Origin of the sequence: Pseudomonas putida (assembly GCF_004357765.1) — a bacterium.
Classification (GTDB): domain Bacteria; phylum Pseudomonadota; class Gammaproteobacteria; order Pseudomonadales; family Pseudomonadaceae; genus Aquipseudomonas; species Aquipseudomonas putida_U.
This window is the reverse complement of sequence record NZ_SMTE01000020.1, coordinates 19,152-36,976: the sequence shown is the minus strand read 5'-3', so window position 1 is coordinate 36,976 and position 17,825 is coordinate 19,152. Positions and strand designations below refer to the sequence as shown.

General features: G+C 57.2%; 10 protein-coding genes and 5 tRNA genes. 6 read left to right on the top strand and 9 right to left on the bottom strand.

Features of this window, described 5'->3' with window-relative positions; genetic code table 11:
- Positions 1–2: 2 nt before the first annotated feature.
- A complete protein-coding gene (locus E2H86_RS23890) occupies positions 3–2,402 on the bottom strand; it encodes a hypothetical protein (RefSeq protein WP_133331979.1) in 2,400 nt (799 codons plus the stop codon).
- 60 nt (positions 2,403–2,462) lie between these two features.
- Positions 2,463–4,247, bottom strand: coding sequence for a hypothetical protein (locus E2H86_RS23885; RefSeq protein WP_133331978.1), 1,785 nt, complete (start codon positions 4,245–4,247; stop codon positions 2,463–2,465).
- 296 nt (positions 4,248–4,543) lie between these two features.
- Here E2H86_RS23885 and E2H86_RS23880 point away from each other — a divergent pair, with 296 nt between their 5' ends.
- The 5 genes from E2H86_RS23880 (at position 4,544) to E2H86_RS23860 (ending at position 14,428) form a co-directional block, all read left to right on the top strand.
- Complete coding sequence (locus E2H86_RS23880; RefSeq protein WP_133331977.1) at positions 4,544–4,957, top strand: hypothetical protein; 414 nt, start codon at positions 4,544–4,546, stop codon at positions 4,955–4,957.
- A gap of 37 nt (positions 4,958–4,994) precedes the next feature.
- Entirely contained in the window at positions 4,995–10,058 is a 5,064-nt protein-coding gene (locus E2H86_RS23875) for an RHS repeat-associated core domain-containing protein (RefSeq protein ID WP_133331976.1), read from the top strand.
- A gap of 247 nt (positions 10,059–10,305) precedes the next feature.
- Positions 10,306–12,870: a fimbria/pilus outer membrane usher protein gene (locus E2H86_RS23870; RefSeq protein WP_133331975.1), complete on the top strand. Its 2,565-nt coding sequence runs from the start codon at positions 10,306–10,308 to the stop codon at positions 12,868–12,870.
- Entirely contained in the window at positions 12,867–13,946 is a 1,080-nt protein-coding gene (locus E2H86_RS23865) for a fimbrial protein (RefSeq protein ID WP_133331974.1), read from the top strand. The genes E2H86_RS23870 and E2H86_RS23865 overlap by 4 nt, the downstream gene beginning before the upstream one ends.
- Positions 13,947–14,014: 68 nt before the next feature.
- Entirely contained in the window at positions 14,015–14,428 is a 414-nt protein-coding gene (locus E2H86_RS23860) for a PA2817 family protein (RefSeq protein ID WP_133331973.1), read from the top strand.
- A 100-nt stretch (positions 14,429–14,528) separates the two neighbouring features.
- Here E2H86_RS23860 and E2H86_RS23855 read toward each other — a convergent pair.
- The 5 genes from E2H86_RS23855 to E2H86_RS23835 form a co-directional block, all read right to left on the bottom strand.
- A tRNA-Gly gene (locus tag E2H86_RS23855) sits at positions 14,529–14,604 on the bottom strand.
- Between the two features lie 52 nt (positions 14,605–14,656).
- Positions 14,657–14,732, bottom strand: a tRNA-Gly gene (locus E2H86_RS23850).
- A 3-nt stretch (positions 14,733–14,735) separates the two neighbouring features.
- Positions 14,736–14,811 (bottom strand) — tRNA-Glu (locus tag E2H86_RS23845).
- A gap of 92 nt (positions 14,812–14,903) precedes the next feature.
- Positions 14,904–14,979 (bottom strand) — tRNA-Gly (locus tag E2H86_RS23840).
- A gap of 2 nt (positions 14,980–14,981) precedes the next feature.
- A tRNA-Glu gene (locus E2H86_RS23835) sits at positions 14,982–15,057 on the bottom strand.
- A 333-nt stretch (positions 15,058–15,390) separates the two neighbouring features.
- Here E2H86_RS23835 and E2H86_RS23830 point away from each other — a divergent pair.
- The gene (locus E2H86_RS23830) at positions 15,391–16,158 is read left to right on the top strand and encodes a hypothetical protein (RefSeq protein ID WP_133331972.1); all 768 of its coding nucleotides are present in this window, start codon (positions 15,391–15,393) and stop codon (positions 16,156–16,158) included.
- Positions 16,159–16,409: 251 nt separating this feature from the next.
- Here the strand turns inward: E2H86_RS23830 and E2H86_RS23825 are convergent, their stop codons facing one another.
- On the bottom strand, positions 16,410–16,892 hold the full coding sequence (locus E2H86_RS23825; protein WP_133331971.1) for a GAF domain-containing protein: 483 nt from the start codon (positions 16,890–16,892) through the stop codon (positions 16,410–16,412).
- The gene (locus E2H86_RS23820; protein WP_133331970.1) at positions 16,893–17,780 is read right to left on the bottom strand and encodes an ATP-binding protein; all 888 of its coding nucleotides are present in this window, start codon (positions 17,778–17,780) and stop codon (positions 16,893–16,895) included. It lies immediately after the preceding gene.
- Positions 17,781–17,825 lie beyond the last annotated feature (45 nt).

Below are 17,825 nucleotides of genomic sequence, written 5' to 3'. Positions count from 1 at the left end.
GATCAGACCTCCTTGCACACCGCAGGGGCGAAATAAGGCATTGGCAGCACGCTGTAGGCCCACGTTGGCTGCGACGATGAACCTTTCTCGAGGGCGGCGATGATGACATAGGGACCTTCATCGTCTCCTGGGGAATAGATGCCTTTGGCTTCATCAAACTTTCCGCTGCCGACCAGCACTCCCCAGATGCAATCCGCCGGCTCCACTTTGTCTGCCTGAACCTTCCACCCCTCATACCAAAGCGACACCTCCACAGCACCGCCGTCAAGAGCTTCAGCTTGCAACCAACCGTTTTGTGATCGCCACGGAATGACGATGTCCATGAACCCAGTTTCCCCGGCATGAGACACCTGAGCCCGGTCCACATGCATCAATGCGCCAATCGTTCTACCCGCCTCTGGCTGGCGAGTGGGCGCTTCATAAATACGTACGTTCTTATCCTCTGGAACTACCAAGCCAGGCTCTCCGTCCTGCGCCTCCCGCAGTTCACCTTTTGACCCACTCGCCATAGTCCAGGTCAGGGCGCCTTCGATGCTTCCGCCTACCAGTACGTACCGATTCGGTGTGCCTTCGTCTGAATACTGAGCCGTCATCAACCGGGGGAAAACGGAGATGGCACTGGACACGACCGTTACGAGGGCTCGACTAGTATTACCGTCGCTGGTAGCCGAGACGATGACGCGTTTCAGACCTCCTTCTATCTCATCCACCGCTGGTGCGGTGTAGACGCCACCGCTGGTGGTTATGGTACCCACGGCCCCCGAATCTCCCGGCAGCGGCTGAACGTCCCAATGCAGGCCCACCTGGTCAGGTGATGCGCTGAATTTCAGCGTTTGACCAGCGGAGACCGTAGTTTCAAGGGGCTCGATGGCGAATGCCGTAAGGTTGGGGGCCAGGGTTCCCAATAGCGACATGTCCCCGGGAACGTAGACTGTACGGGGAGCAGCAATTTCCTGACCACGGAATAGAATCCCGTGGAATCGCATCACGTCGATCGTCAAACCGATTGCGTTGAGCAATTCACTTTGCTTGGCAGCTACTACGCGCTGAATCTCGGTGACCACCGGATCGCAGAGAAACTCTGCCGCGTCGGCGGTGTAGCCACTCTCAAGGTCATCTTCGTCCTTGATGAACCCCGCAGTGGGGCCAAAGCCTTCATCGAGAACCAATTTGACGGTGCCAGCTGTGTCGCCTGGGCTGCCGAGTTCAGGGACCAGCCTGACACGGTTCGTTACTCGGTAATGGCCCTTTTTACGCCCGGTGTGCCAACGATCAGTGATGTAGCCCAGCACCCAGGTAACCGACTCACCCACCGCATCCCATTCGACCACCAATGCATTGTCTTGCATTGTGATCTGGTAGGTACCCTCGAGAGTGAATGCAGGCCACTCGAGTTCTTCGACCGCTCCCCACCTGAATTCATGGCGCTCTCTTTTCTTATCCGCCGGAACCGGGAACGAAATGGTGCCCACTTTGTTGATGAAGCTGCTTCCATCAGGCTGATCGCGCAGACCTGAGATATATTCGAACCTCTCAGCCAAGGTTCCCACCAAGTCAGTCATCCATACTTTGTTGCCGATAATGAAATTGACTGAGTATTCCTCCCCCTCGACGGCCTCCGGCAACAGATAAGGCAGGTCTTCATCCTGAGTAGGAAAGCTTCCTGCCGCTTCACCGTCAAATGCAATGCCAACCAGCACAGCCCCCTCCTCCTGCTCATCTGGGTCGCTGGATGCCAGCGCATTGCCTGCTCTGGCCAAGGAGTGGGTGCGTACCGCGAACGATGTCGGGTTCAACTGACCGTCCACCCGCTGGAGTGTATTCAACTCCCACACCCGCTCTTCCGGCGGTCGCTCATCGAACTTGAGTTTCATCGCCGCGCCGACTTTATCGTTCAGGTCATTGAAGTTGGATACTTCGAATGTATACGCCGACCCCCTCGACAAATCCAATGTCACTCGCCCCGTTTCGCCGACTTGCCCATTCCCACTATTATTGAGGTCAATATCCATGCGCACGGTAGGACCGGTCAACGGATCCAGCGTAGATACATGCGTTAATTCTTGGTTCGGGCTGCCAGTGGCTTGGTGCAGTTGCAAGATCTCACCAGAGATAGCGTTCATGCTCAAGCGTGCTTTGGAGCCGCCAATGTTCGAATTCACGAACGACAAACGTGGCTTGTCAAACATCAGATTATTAAGCTGGGTCCAGGTGCCCTCTTCGGTTTTTATGGAAGTCGTAATCGGTGCCAGCCAACTCCCTTTATCGAAGCGCTCGATATGTTCGTGGGCCAGCAACCTATTGGTCCTGAAACGATCGTAAACCAACAACGCGCCCCATCCGAACGTGCGGGGCGTCTCGCCCATGTAGTTAAGATATTTTTCCAGTGTGGGCTTTGCCATCGTTATATCCTCATGCCAAGGGGCAAGTCGATGCCCCTGCCTACTGACGTAATTATTAAGTCAGCGCCGCAACGTTATGCTTTTCTCTGGGAATTCGGTGTAACGTTCCCCTCCATCGAAACTCAGACGTGCACTCAATGTGAATTGCAAATCTATCGTCAATTTTTCCAACAGCGCCTTGGGAAGTTTGGCCTTGAATCCAGTAGTCGCCTGTTCTTCCGTAACTGATACGCTGTCGATGAAATCCTCGGTCATGTCGCCCTCCGCAGACTGGAGGGTGAGCGTCAGCAATTGACCTTCGGCAGCGAACCGCCAAGGTGCCAGAGAGATATCGGCTCCATCGGCCGGCACTTTGTGAAGTGGCAAACCGCCAACAACACCGGGTTCTTCCTGGTCACAAAGAGGTTGGGGATACCCGTTCTTGGGCGGCGGGGTAATCCGTAAGTTAAAAGGTCGCGAATCCAGATACCCATCCTTTGTGATCAAACGGTAAAAAACTTCGAAACGGCGGGATTGGTCTACCGCCCCGCGCCCCATATTTGCAGGGACGTATCGAGCCGGAATAAAAAACCTCAACGAGTTGCTCGGCAGCGGGCTATCGGCGATGTAGCGGCCAAACTCGGAACGCCCCCACCAATGAAGTTCGATAGACTCGTCGAGTCCCGCTACGTCCGGTACATCGACATGGACACCACCGAGCGCGAGCAGGGCCGACAGAACGCCGCTATCGCTATCGCTCTCCGGAACGGCATCGTTCACCCAAGGGGCCGTCAGCATGCGAGACCTGGCCACCTCTAACTGCAGAACCTCAGAGCGTAAACTGACGCCTTCACGGGCATAAAGGTACGACAAGCCAACTTGAAGCCCCTGGTTGGCCTCCACGATTGTCGCCGGCAAGTGAAAGAGGATGCTGTTTGTGGCCTGAGTGCTAGGATCCACCCGAACCGGCTGGATGATATTTTCGACGGGGCTTTGCCAAACGAGCACCAGTCGGTCGCCGACCGTCAGGCCTGGATAGGGTTCGATATGGACGCGCAAGCCATCGCGAAACCTCGCCGGGTCCAGTGGCTTGCCGGCTTCATGCCCTTCGATGGATGGCGGCTGCAACTCTGCGGGAGATAGGTGCGCGGAGTCGACGACGAAGATCTGGGTTGGCGATTCAAGCTTCTGCCCATCGACGAATCCCAAGGTATATGAGGCGTGTGCAGAACCTGGATCTATGAACCTGAACCAGTTGCGTCTGACCTGAAAGATCAGCGGCGTGGTGCCGAAATGATCCTTGGTGACTGTCAACCTTTGCCGCTCGACATCCTCCTCGACATCGTGCTCGTCGTACCCTATCAGGGTGAAGTCAATCTGATCACCGACTTGCATCGCCTGATAGCGCGGTATGATGAACGATACATTTTCAATGCCGATCTCATCAGGCTTGATCACCAAATCGTGCGCCTGCTGGGTGATCGGCACAGACAGAACTTCCGAAGTTCTGGGACGTGTACCGATATAACAAAATTGTCGCTGAGACTCAATACCGTCGTGATTATAAGAATAAAAAGCCCAACCTCCGGCCGCGTTGCACACCAATGAGTTACTGATGATGATCTGCGCGCCCTGATCCAGATCACCTGGGCCTATCGTATAACCGCTTCCTACAAAGTCGAATGCCTCTCCCCCTGGCCCGGCGCCTACCCATCGAGGCGAAATCATATCACCCGCTTTCATCGCGGAATACTTGATGAACGTCACCAGTCCATCATCCCCTAATGCCTCCAAATCAATTTCGTCGAAGGGGGTCAAGTCCGGAATAATCGGGCGTTCCAGCATCACCCTATTCGTATCATTCATGACAGGGGCTCCTAAGCGCCACGCTTCACTAAGTGTATAAATAACTATTTCGATCGGACCGACCTGTCGATGCTGCAGCATAAGCAATTGCGCCATGCGCTTCGTCTACAGGTATCGTGCGTTGCCCGCTCACAGTGGTTGATCAAGTTATATTCTTCTGCTCGGCGTGCCACAACTGACAGAAATGCTAGGTGTCCGCGTTGACGGTTAGCCGTACGCTAGTGCAATAGGAGACCGAGTCCAGTCGATAGAGTGCTTGGTCGGAATAACAAACTAAAGCGTACGAGGACATGATCATGTCTGCACTACCAATCACCCAAGGTGGCGAAATTCAAGTCATTGATGCTGAGGGAGAATTCAGAAACCTATCGGTACCGCCTGCGGGGAGTGATACCGTTGTTACGCTTGACCTGACCAGCGGTGCCGGCAAGCTATCCAACCCCAAACAGATTCAGTTCAGTAACTTACCATCCGCCGCCACTATCAGATTGGAGTCCAGTAGAAAATCCGGCAATTGGCCGCTTTGGTGGATGAACATAAAAACGACCCATCAGTTATCGTTTCTCGGAAAGGAAGATATCGATTACATTATCAATAGCTATTCAATCAATTCATTCATTACTGAGGGATTGGGTTGTTTGATAATCGACAAGGGTGGAAGATTAAACGAGGGTAAGTTGGGATATGTGAAAGTCAAGGTATCGGCCTGAACTACACCCTACCCGGGCTATCCAGAGGAACTCGCTAATGGCTATTCAATCTAACGCTTTCAACTTTCGTAGCTTTACCCAAGGCAGCGTCGACCCACGCACAGGACTTTATACATTGGGCCTTACGCTTCCGCAGCTCAATGCTAATGATAATATCGGGCCAGACTTTCCCGTCCAGTTATCATTCAACCCGCTGAAAAGTGAAAATGTCGGCTTTGGCCTAGGCTGGCAATTGAACCTAAGTACCTTCTCGATTCGCGATGGCATGCTTGACCTGCACACGGGAGAAAGCCAATACATTGCCGACAATGGTCCTGGGCAGCCGGGTCTGGCACCCGAGCGTAAACTAGACAGTTTCCATTTCAAGAACATCAGCGAAGGCGGTAGCAAACGCTATAGAGTGGCGCACGCAGCCGGCCTGGTGGAGGTGCTTGAGCCACAGCTGGGTGATCCCGACACGGCGTTGCCCACACGCATACAAATGCCCTCTGGCCACGGCATTAACCTAGTCTACGACCGGGTGAACGGGCAGCCACGCCTGAAATCGATTCACGACGATAGCAAACGCATGCTGCTCAATATCGATTATCGGGGCAATCAGGAAGTATGGATTGAGTTGCAGCCAGGAACGAGCAGCGTAGCACGGTATACGCTGAAGTTTGAAGGCGAGGAACTTCGCTGGATCGTTCTACCGTCCAAGGATGAACCCAGATGGACGCTCAACTACAAAACACTCGGATCATTTCGATTACTCGAGAGAATGGAAAACCCGACGGGAGGCGTCGAGCGGGTGGTTTACAAAGAAACCGGCCACGCGTTCCCCGGCATCGCGCGACACCTGCCGTACGTCCGTGAGCACGTCATTCAACCGGACCCGCTTGACGAAAAGTCGCACATGAGGACCACCTACGACTACAGCACGAACAATTTTCTGGGTTACGGTGCCGATGGCGTGGTATGGGATGACAACTACCACCAAGACCACCTTTACAAGTTCACCGGAAGGGAGTTCAGCTACTACTCCACTGCCAGCCATTATCGCGATGGCAAGGTACTGCGCACGGTCAAGACCATCTTCAACCGCTTTCATCTAACTACCCAGTGCATCACCACCCAGGGCGATTGCGTCGAAACCGTAACCACCGAGTACCATGAGCGAGCAAACCTGCGGTTCGAGGATCAACCGGCCTACTTCCAGTTGCCCAAGAAAATCACCACTAGTTGGACGCAGAACCGCCAACGGCGCGAACAATCGGTCAGCACTGAATATGATGCCTTCGGCAACGTGGTGGAGGAAACACAGGCGTCCGGTGTACGTACTGTCAGCGAATATTACCCGAGCACGCAAAGCGAAGGTTGCCCGGCCGACCCAGAGGGCTTCGTGCGCAATCTGAAAAGCGTCACCATTTACCCCGCCAAATCCGACTCGATCACCGGCAGTCCTGCTCAGATTGTACGGACCCAATTCACCTATAAAGCACTCCCGCTCTTGAGTCTGGCATCCACCTCAGCGGATGCGGACACCTGGTTGGCAGCCTTCACGGAGGACACGTTCCAAATCGAGGACGAAGAAGATGAAGAGCAAGAGATTCTTCTCCAGTCAATCGAACACGCTTACCTGAACCAACCCAGCAACCCCCTGTTACACGGGCGCAACGACCGAGAGCTCTATACTCTTCAAGGCCACACCACCAGGACAAGCTGGCACTACAAGCGCGTACCTGACGAACACGAGCAACCCCCACTACTGAGCATCAAGAAAACGGTGGCCGCGAGCGGGGGGACGCTGGAACGGAGCAACACTTCCATTTTTTCCATACTGAATGGGCAACTCGTGGAAAGTGAAGACGTCAATGGCGTCGTCACTCGTTACAGCTACGATGTTCTGGGTCGACTGGTGACGGAAACGGTCGCTCCTGACGATCCCCAATACATGACTTCGCGCACATTTGCCTATGGCGAATTCAGAGAGGACAACCACCCCCGATCGTATGAGCAGGTTACCGATGCCAAGGGGGTGACGGCCCGCACGATCTACGACGGGTATCAACGACCTATCCGTCAGGAGCTGGAACGAGACGCCGCAGAGACCAACGAACGAACCATTCGTATCACCTCCACGCAAGAATATGACTCGATAGGGCTGCTGGTTGGGGAAATCGACTACGATTACCTGCCGGATCCTTCTGGGAACAAATGGGCAGAAGAACGTACATTGAGCATGGCCTCGCGCTACGACTATGACGACTGGGGCTCACGCTGTAAAACCATCCGTCCTGATGGCGTCGAGGAGTTCAACCACCGTTCACCATTCGGTGAGGGTGGCATCATAGTCACCAGTTGGATCGAAGCCCCTGACCAGCGCGGTATCCAGCGGCAGCTCAACATCACCCAGTACAACGCTTTCGACAAGCCAGCCTTCACCTACCGCCGCAACAGTGCAAGCGACGAAACAGATATTGGCCGCATTGATTACCAGTACGATGGCCTTGGCCGGTGTGTGAGCAACACCTCCACCTTCAGAGGCCCTGACAATGTACCCATCACTCGAACTTCGCAGTTTACCTATGACGTCTGGGACCGCATGTGTGAGCAGGTACGGCCCGATGGCAGTGCCCTTTTGCGCACCTTCGCGGCCCACAGCACTGCTGAATTGACGACTGATCTGCAGTTACGCGCACGCTCGAATGGCGAAATTTCCACTATCTGTGCCCGCACCTTCGACGGCTTGGAGCGTCTGACCAGCGTCACCGTAGGGCCGCGCAAGGAAACGCTGGTGTACAAAGGCACGACGGAGCTAGTCCAGACCCGTACCGTCATCAACACTGAGGAACACCGCCCTGGCAAGCGCAGGCGAGTGTTCACCTATTCCTACAAGCCACAGCTCACTTTAAAACCTACGACGATCGACAGTTCCGTCGAAGTTGAAGAAGATGCGCAGACAGCGGCCAATGAGCAGGCAAGCTTCGATTACGATCGCCACACTGCCAACCTTTCGAGCGCTACCAACCATGCCGGCAACATGAGTTATACCTACACCGACCAAGGCTTTGTGGACTGCGAGTCCTGGGCAGCATCCCAGGGGCATGGCTACAGCATCCAAAACAGTTACTCCTGGCGGGGCCGGCCACTATCGCGCACGCCCAGCGATGCTTCCGCCCGCATTCATAGCTACGACAACCAAGGCCGTGTCAACGGGATCGCCCAAGGTCCTTTGAGCGCTACCCTCGCATACAACAGCCAAGGCCTGCTGTGTAGCACCACCACTGAGGATGCCGACAACCCCGACCGCTCGGTTTGTTGCGAACAGGAATACGACAACCTGGGAAGAGAAGTCCGACGTACCTTGGCTGTGAATGGCGAGAACGATCAGGAGTTGCTGCACGTATGGCGCGATGACGACGTGCTGCTCTCGCGAAAGCTCTGGCGAGCCGGCTCCCTGGTACGCGAAGAAATCTTTGGTTATGACGAACTCGGACGCCTGGAGTCGTACGATTGCACAGGCGACCTGCAGGCACGGCCATGCAACGCAAAGGGGCGGCCCATCACCAGCCAGATCTTCCGCTTCGACGACGTTGACAACATCACCCGTTGCATCACCGACTTTGCCGATGGCAAGAGCGACAGCGCCCGGTTCACCTATGCCGAGGATGGCAGCTTCCAGCTCTCCAAGGTCACTCATACCCTAACCGAGGATTACCCAGCGGAACAGACGTTCGCCTACGATGAGCAGGGCAACATGCTCAACGACGAACAAGGACGCCAACTTCGCTACGACGTCGCCGGTCGCCTCCATCAGGTACTCGACCATTCAAGCCAACCGCTGGTCGAATACCTCTATGACGGCCATGACCGCCTGCAGGCAAGCGCGTATGGCGGCAGCCTGGTCCAGCGACGCTATCAGGACCAGCGCCTGGACTGTACGGTGCAGGATGGTCTCGTCACCCAATATCTGTATACCAATGAATGCGCCGTGGGCGTTTGCCAGCCAGGAGGGCAGTCCTTGTTACTGACCGACCATGCCGGCAGCATCGTCACCGAAGTGAACGACGCCGGCACCCACCATGCGGCCTACAGCGCTTACGGTGAACGAGCGGACGACAATGACTTGAGCAGCCTACTGGCATTCAACGGCGAAGTCCGGGAACAGACATCCGGTTGGTATATGTTGGGCAACGGCTACCGGGCCTACAACCCAGGCCTGATGCGTTTCCACAGCCCTGATTCGCTCTCACCCGAAGCGTCAGGCATCAACCCATACGTTTACGTTCTTGGTAATCCGGTGAACTGGCGCGACCCAAGCGGCCACCGAGCACAGGCCCCAAATCTAGATCGCTCCATCGTGTACACCGGGAATTCGGAAAAAAGATCATCCTCGAATTGGTTCTCATGGGCAATGTTAGCGCTTAATTCTGTAATGGTGGTTGTTGCTGCAGTGGGGGCGCCCTGGGCACTACCTATGACAGTGAAGGGAGCAGTTGCACTAGTCAGCCTGATGGGACAGGTAACCGGTTTGGCCATGGAAGTGGGCGGTAAGTTAACCAAGAACTCGACTTTGGAATATGTGGGAGCTTTTGTCTCATTAGTGTTCGGTGTGGTCTCGCTGGGGGCAGGCGCTGCCCTGAGAAAATCCGCCGGAGCCAGGATGGCCCAGCCAGGGTCAAGAGCTGGATCACTTAATGGAGATCTGGTGTGGGCGCTGACTCCTGAGCATCGATTCATCCCCCGGGCACGGATACTTACGCCGCCTCAGGTATCACGCCAATCATCCATTAGGTCCTTGGCCAGTGGCTCTGCGGACGCAGCGGGAGATGTGCAGCAAGTAGCTTCTAACTCAAGTTCAATCGTTCCCGCGAATACCCCAACTCGAGGGTCAATTACTCCGCCTGCAAGTCAGGCTTCGGGCTCGCTTCCAGGTTCGGATATATATGACGATGTTTCGCATCATATATATGAGACGGTGCCAACACCACCCCCATCCACACCGCCGCAGACACGTTTAGCAACGTCCGGCACCGCCGCCGACAAGTATCAATGGAGAAAAAATCCGTATACTGGTGGTAACGAAGTAGTATCAAACATACCCAGGAGCGGGACTTAACTACCTTCTCAGCGCCACTCCCACTGCACTTGCAGTGGGAGCTTTTTCCTATCCGCGAGCCTCTCACGTTTCAATATTTTCATCGCCGCTTTGCAGACACGTCCTACATTCTCTCTTTGATACCGCCCCTAACCTAGCGCTTGCAACGCAGACCTGACGGCTACAGTGCCGCTCAGCCCAACTTAAACGCAAGCGTCACCGATCATGTGCCTTGGCCGTGCCCGGTGACACGTTATGGGACACTCCAATGAACCAGCTTGACCGGCGCTGGCTGCTGCAGCCGCGGCCGTGCTTCGCTTGGCCGCCCCTGCTTGGCGGCTGCCTGACACTGGCACTCACGTCCCCTTCCTTCGCCACCACATCGGCCCCGCGCTTTCAGGCCGAATTCATGCGTCAACCACCTGGCCAATCGGCTGATGCCGGTACCGTTGCGCTGCAATCTCTAGCAGCCGAGCGGTCTTTGGTCGCGGGTCGCTATCGCGTCGCTGTCAGCGTGAATTTCGAACCCTTCGGCACCCATGAACTCGATGTGTTTCAGCCTCCAGGCGGTAGCCTTCAAGCGTGCGTGAATGCAAATCTGTTGCGTGCCGCCAACCTGCGCGAGGAAGCGCTCGCCAGCCCATTGCCCGACGACGACCGCTGCTTGGACCTGCCGGATTTGGTGCCGGATGCGCGGGCCGATTTCGACCCCTCCCGTCTGGAGTTGTCGCTATCGATCCCCCAAATCGCACTGCGCCACGACCGCTCTCAGGCCACGCTGCAAGCTCGCTGGGACGAAGGTATCAACGCAGCATTTGTCAGCTATCAGGCTTCGGCTCAGCAATACGAGAGCCGCAACGGTGGCCGCCGCAGCAGCCAGGACATCTACCTGAACACCGGACTCAACGTGGCGGGCTGGCGGTTACGCAGCAATCAAGCCCTGCGCGACGACCAGTATGGGAACCATCGCTGGACTCGCAGCGATACCTACGCCCAACACGATCTGCCAGGCCTGCGAGCCAATATTACCTTGGGCGAAACATCGACACGCGGCGACGTGTTCCGAGCATTCCCTTTTACCGGCGTGAACGCTGCCTCCGACATGGACATGCTGTCGGACATCGAACAGCACTATGCCCCCGTGATCCGTGGCGTCGCACAAACACGTGCCAAGATCGAAGTGCTACACAATGGCTACCCCATCTATTCGACCTACGTCGCGCCCGGGCCGTATGCCATTGACGAGCTGGGCGTTGGCTCCAGCCATGGTGAACTCGAAATCGTCGTCACCGAAGCCGACGGACAAGTGCGTCGCTTCACCCAACCGTATTCCACATTGAGCAATCTGCTACGCAACGGGGTGATGCGCTACAGCCTCACTTTCGGTCATTACAACGGTGCCGAACAACTGGACAGACCGGGTTTCTGGGAGGCAACCCTGGCCCGCGGCGGCGCCTGGGGCACAACACTGTATGGCGGCTTGCTGGGTAGTGATTACTACAAGGCCAGCGCCCTCGGCGTGGCCCGGGATTTCGCGGACATTGGCGCCTTGTCTCTGGATGTCACCCACGCCAGCACCGATCGCGGCGCAACTGACAGCCAGGTACGGGGACGGAGTGTGGCGTTACGCTATGGTAAAAGCTTCGCCACCGGTACCAACCTGCGATTCGCGGGTTATCGCTATTCCACCGAGGGTTACCGCGACTTCAACGAAGCGATCCATGAGCGTTTCTCCTCGACTTCCTGGCATGGCAATCGCCGTAGTCGCCTGGAAGCTTCCATATACCAGGGCATCGGCGACGGTTCGCTCAGCGTGGGGCTATCCCAGGAAGACTACTGGAACAGCAATACCCTTCGTCGCCAATACCAGATTCAGTACAACACTCGCCTGGGTGATCTGGGGATCAACGTATTCGCCTCTCAAGCCCTGACCGAGCGCGGCCACGATAGCCGCCAGATAGGGCTCAGCCTCAGCTTGCCTTTGGATTTCGGCTCTCGCCATAACGTACGCTTCGACCTCATGGAGTCCGAAGGCCGTTACAACCAACGCGCCACCCTCAACGGCGGCACGACCAATCGCCGCCTCAGTTACCAGGCATCGCTGAGCAACGACCAGAGCCAAGGCCAGACCGGGGCGTTCTCGCTGGCCTACCAAGGCGAGCGAGGTAGCTACGGCGCGGGTTATACCGAAGGCGGCGATTATCGCAACCTGTCGGTCAATGCCAGCGGCGCCGTCATGCTGCACAGCGGCGGCATCGCGCTGGGGCCGTATCTGGGCGAAACCAGTGCCCTTGTACATGTACCCGAGGTCGCCGGGGTAACCGTGCAAAACTCACCCGGCAGCCAAACCGATTCGAACGGCTACCTGATCGTACCTTACCTGCGACCCTACCGGCTCAACTCGCTGGTATTGCAAACCGATGATGTGCCTCCCGAGGTGTTGATCGACAATGGCAGCCAACAAGTCGTCCCTCGACGGGGAGCGGTAATCAAGGCTGCGTTCGAAGCCCACCGGGTGACTCGAATGGTGTTGACTCTTCACCAGGCTAATGGGCGTGCGCTGCCCTTCGGCGCCCAAGTGACCAACGCGGCCGGAGAACGATTGGCCGTAGTGGGCCAGGCCGGGCAGGCACTGGTCGCCACTGAAACGGACGCACCACAAAGACTGGGTGTGCATTGGGGAGGTCAAACCGAGCAGGCTTGCTATATAGAGGTGCAGCCTCAAACGATGCCAAGCCAAAACGGCTATCGCTTGCAAACCCTGGCCTGTCTGCCACCAAACAACAGTGCGAGCGATCAACCGAGCGCGACTTCTCAGGAACACTCTCTATGAATGGAAAACACCACAAGCTTACTCACGTGCTTACCCTGGCGGCCTGTCAACTCTGCTGGTCGCTTTATGCCAGCGATGTGCAAGCACGCTGCGAGTGGAGCTCTGCGTCGACTTCCATCAGCCTAGTCCTGGACCTCGGCAGCGTTTGGGTACCACGCGATGCAGCGGTTGGGAGCATCATCGCCGAGCGGGACAGGACCGAAGGCGTCAACCGCAGCGGCGGCAAAGCTGTGTGCTTTTACAATAGCACCCCCCCCACCGTTGCCCAGCTGATACCCTCGACCGCATTCGTCCCCGGCATCATGGTTCCATCCATGGGGCGAACGGCCAAGGACAACATCTTGAAAACCAATGTTCCTGGCATCGGCGCCATCATCACAATGGGCTGGCCCTACGATAATAGTGTAACCAATACATTCGCCCCAGATGACGGAGATACTTCTCTTCCCTATAAAGGGACAATCTTGCGTGCAGAGGCGATCGGGACTCCTGTCGATAGAGGCATAATGAACCTCAAATTGGTCAAGACAGGTGCCATCCCCCCAGGCATGCACAGGATCAGCGGCGAGCTATACCACGGAATATTCACCGATTTGGGCAAAGCCCTGGATTTCAGCTTGGAGGCCAACGTACATCAGGCGCAATGTACGCTCAGGGCGGATGCGGTCAGCGCCGATCCGGTCATGCTCGGCGATTACACCGTGGCGGACTTCAAGGGCCCCGGCTCAACCACTGCGGACGTGCCCTTCAGCATCACCTTGAGCGACTGCGAGGACGACAGCACCGGCAGCACTGCCCATGCCCATATTTACCTGGAAGGCACCAAGGGTTCTACCAGCGTAGACCCGGCAAACGGTATTTTTTCCCTCTCCACGGGCGCTACGGCAACGGGCGTGGGCATACAGATACGGCATCAGGATAGCCGTGTGCTTCCACTGGAGCAGGACGTAGAGATCAAAAAACTGGACCTTGGCCTGACACGCATGGACTTCAAGGCGCGCTACATACAAACGGCCCCCAATGTATCACCGGGGCTGGCCACCGGGGCATTGAACTTCACGATAAGCTATCAGTGAACAAGCTCCCCTCCCCAACTCAGGAGGCGTATACTGCGCGGCCCGTTTTGCCGCCCGAGGATCGCTACATGGCTACCCCACACCTGGATTACCACCTGCAACTGCTCAACCACCTGCGCACCATCCTGGTGGCGCTGGGCGAAGCCGAGCAGGTACCGGAGGAAAGCCACGCCCTGTTCCTTGAGCGCTTCGACGAACTGTTGACCTTGCTGCCGCAGGACCCACTGGAAAGCCAGTACCTGGGTCAAGACCTGATCTGCCAGGTGATCCAGCGCTATCCGCAGATCGCCCACCTGGTGCCCCGCGACCTGCTGTGGTTCTTCGCAGGCGACTGCCTGCACTTCATGCCCGATGAGGAACTCGAGCTATACCAGCAGCTGGAAGAGCGCCGCTACGAGGCCGAGCAGAATGGTGAACCGTTCGATTGGAACCTGGAAAAACAACTCCTGAGTGCACAACAGGGCCCTGCCAATACACACTGAGCCGAGCACGCACGCTGCGATGAAAGAATCGTGGCGTCGAGTGCCCCATTTCAGGCGGGCAAAAAAAAACGCCACCTCATAAGAGATGGCGTTTTCGATTTGGAGCGGGAAACGAGACTCGAACTCGCGACCCCGACCTTGGCAAGGTCGTGCTCTACCAACTGAGCTATTCCCGCTTTGAAACTTTTAAAACCACTACACCGTCATGAACGCCATAGTTTTGGAAACTGGAGCGGGAAACGAGACTCGAACTCGCGACCCCGACCTTGGCAAGGTCGTGCTCTACCAACTGAGCTATTCCCGCAAATGGCGTCCCCTAGGGGACTCGAACCCCTGTTACCGCCGTGAAAGGGCGGTGTCCTAGGCCACTAGACGAAGGGGACACACGACACTTTTCAGTGCACCAGCACATGAACCTCACGATTCAGACTGGATTTTCTTTTCCTGCCCCGCCGCTAGGCGTTGCCGGATAAACTGGAGCGGGAAACGAGACTCGAACTCGCGACCCCGACCTTGGCAAGGTCGTGCTCTACCAACTGAGCTATTCCCGCATTGGCGTCCCCTAGGGGACTCGAACCCCTGTTACCGCCGTGAAAGGGCGGTGTCCTAGGCCACTAGACGAAGGGGACACGCTACAAGCATCGCTGCTTGCTTTCACTCCCTGAAGCGTTTGGCTAAGTGCTTTACGCTGCAAGTGGCGCGCATTCTAGGGATGCCTTACCGGGTCGTCAACCCTTTTGTAGAAATTTATTTAAATCAATGACTTCGGGCACTGCGAGGGCGGCTTGCGAGCGACGTCCGAGGATTGGCGTTGATTTTCTGACGGCACCTCGGCATTAATGTGCCACTATCCAGTTATCGGGCCGTTTGCCGATACAAGCACAGATTTGCCTGCACGGGCTTCTGGCGAGCACACGGGCTCCTACACTCTATATGCAGAACCTTTTGACGAGGCGTAAACGGTGACACCACTTCTGATCACACTGCTCATCGTGGCGGGTATCGCATTGCTGATCGTGATCGGCTACCTCAACAACGTGGTCGAAAACGGCAAGCTGGAACGCGCACGCCTAAAGGTCGAGCTGGCCGACCGCCTGCGCCGTTGTGGCGAAATCACCGAGACCTTCCCCGGCCAGTTCATGACCCCGGCATTGAAGCTGCTGCTGACCCGCCTGGAACTGAACCTCAACCAACGTCAGTTGGCGCTGGACAAGAACAGCGGCGACCTCAAGGCGCGCATCGCTGAGATCGAGGGACTGATCGCCAAGGGCGAACAGATCCCGGTCAACAACCCGCCCAGCCCGATCCAGACCGAGGCCAAGGCCAAGGACGTGCGCTTCTTGCTCGAAGCCCTGCACCAGCAGATCGTGCGGGCCAACCAGGAAGGCTTTCTCAATACCCAGGAGGCCAAGTATTGGGTCAAGGAGATCCGCCATATCCTGGTGCTGCTGCATATCGAGTTCTTCAACAACCTTGGCCAGCAGGCCTTGCAGCAGGAGCAACCTGGGCAGGCGCGGCTGGCGTTCGAGCGTGGCGTGCAGTACCTGCGCAAGCAGCCTGAGCCCAAGCAGTACGAAGAGCAGCTGCGGTATCTGGAGAAATTGCTGGCGCGGGCCAATGCCCAGGTGCTGGACAAGATGGAACCGGCGGCGGATGAGCAGAACGAATTGACCGATGGGCTCAAGACCGATGAGGACGAGACCTGGAAGAAGCGGGTGATCTACGACTGATCCCGGGTTTTGGGCTGAGGCTACCGGCCCTTTCGCGGGCAAGCCCGCTCCCACAGGGCAAACGCATCAGTCAGGATCTGCGCTGTCCCTGTGGGGCTTGCCCCCTCCCTCCGGATAAACACAACAGTCAGGATCTGCGCTGTACCTGTGGGGCTTGCCCCCTCCCTCCGGATAAACACAACAGTCAGGATCTGCGCTGTCCCTGTGGGAGCGGGCTTGCCCGCGAAGAGGCCGGTAAGATCACCCAACAATCAGCAGTCAGTCAGCTCCAAGAAGATCGCCGCCAACCGCTCCAACCCCACCTGATCGGCCTCACTGAAGCGCGCAAGCTTCGGGCTGTCCAGATCGAGCACACCAATCAACCTACCCTCCTTCACCAGCGGAATCACCAATTCGCTGTTCGAGGCGCTGTCGCAAGCGATATGCCCCGGGAACGCATGCACATCCTCGACCCGTTGGGTCTGCCGACTGGCGGCAGCTGCGCCACAAACACCCTTGCCGAACGGGATGCGCACGCAAGCTACTTGCCCCTGGAATGGGCCGAGCACCAGCTCTTCGTTGCGATTGAGGTAGAACCCCGCCCAGTTCAGGTCATCGACCTGGCTATACAGAAAAGCCGAGAACTGCGCGGCATTGGCGATGAAATCACGCTCGTCGGCGAACAGTGCCTGCACTTGCGCGGCCAGTAGGCTGTAGCCATCGAGGCCGGCGCCACTGGCATTGAGGTCGATCATTTACTTTTGCTCCAACAATTGCAGCCCGACCCAATAGCGGGCGAACTGATAGGCACAACGGCCATTTCGGTTACCGCGGCCGGTAGCCCAGCGCACGGCGAGGATGTCGAGTTCTTCGCTGCGGCTCCAGCTCAGGCCCGCAGGGCGTGCCAGCTGGCCGATCCAGTGCTCGACCACGTTCAGAAAGTGCTCCTGGGTGAACGGGTAGAACGACAGCCACAGGCCGAAGCGGTCGGACAAGGCGATCTTGTCTTCCACCGCTTCGCTGGGGTGCAGCTCGCCGTCGACGCGCTTCCAGTTCTCGTTGTCGCTCTCTTTCTCCGGCACCAGATGGCGGCGGTTGGAGGTGGCGTACAGCAGCACGTTGTCCGGGGCCTGCTCCAGCGAGCCATCGAGCACGCTCTTGAGCACCCGGTAGTCGCCCTCCCCGGCTTCGAACGAGAGGTCGTCGCAGAACAGGATGAAGCGTTGCGGCAGTTTTTGCAGTTGTTCGACCACACGCGGCAGGTCGGCCAGGTGGTCGCGCTCGATTTCGATCAGGCGCAGCCCGGCACCTGCGTGCTCGGCCAGCAAGGCGCGCACCAGCGACGACTTGCCGGTGCCGCGCGAGCCCCACAGGAGGGCGTGGTTGGCAGGCATGCCGTTGATGAACTGGTGGGTGTTGCGGCCCAATTGTTCACGCTGCTTGTCGACGCCGATCAGGTCGCTCAGGCGGATGTCCAGGCTCACTTCCAGCGGCAGCAGGTAGCCCGTGCGGCCATCGCGCTGCCAGCGCGCGGCCAGGGTGGTGGTCCAGTCGATGTCCGGGCGGACCGCCGGCAACAGGGGTTCGAGACGCGCCAGTACGGATTCGGCGCGTTCCAGGAAAGCATTCAAGCGAGCGTCCATGAGGACTCCTACAAATTTCAGTTTTTTGGGGCCGCGTTGCGCCCC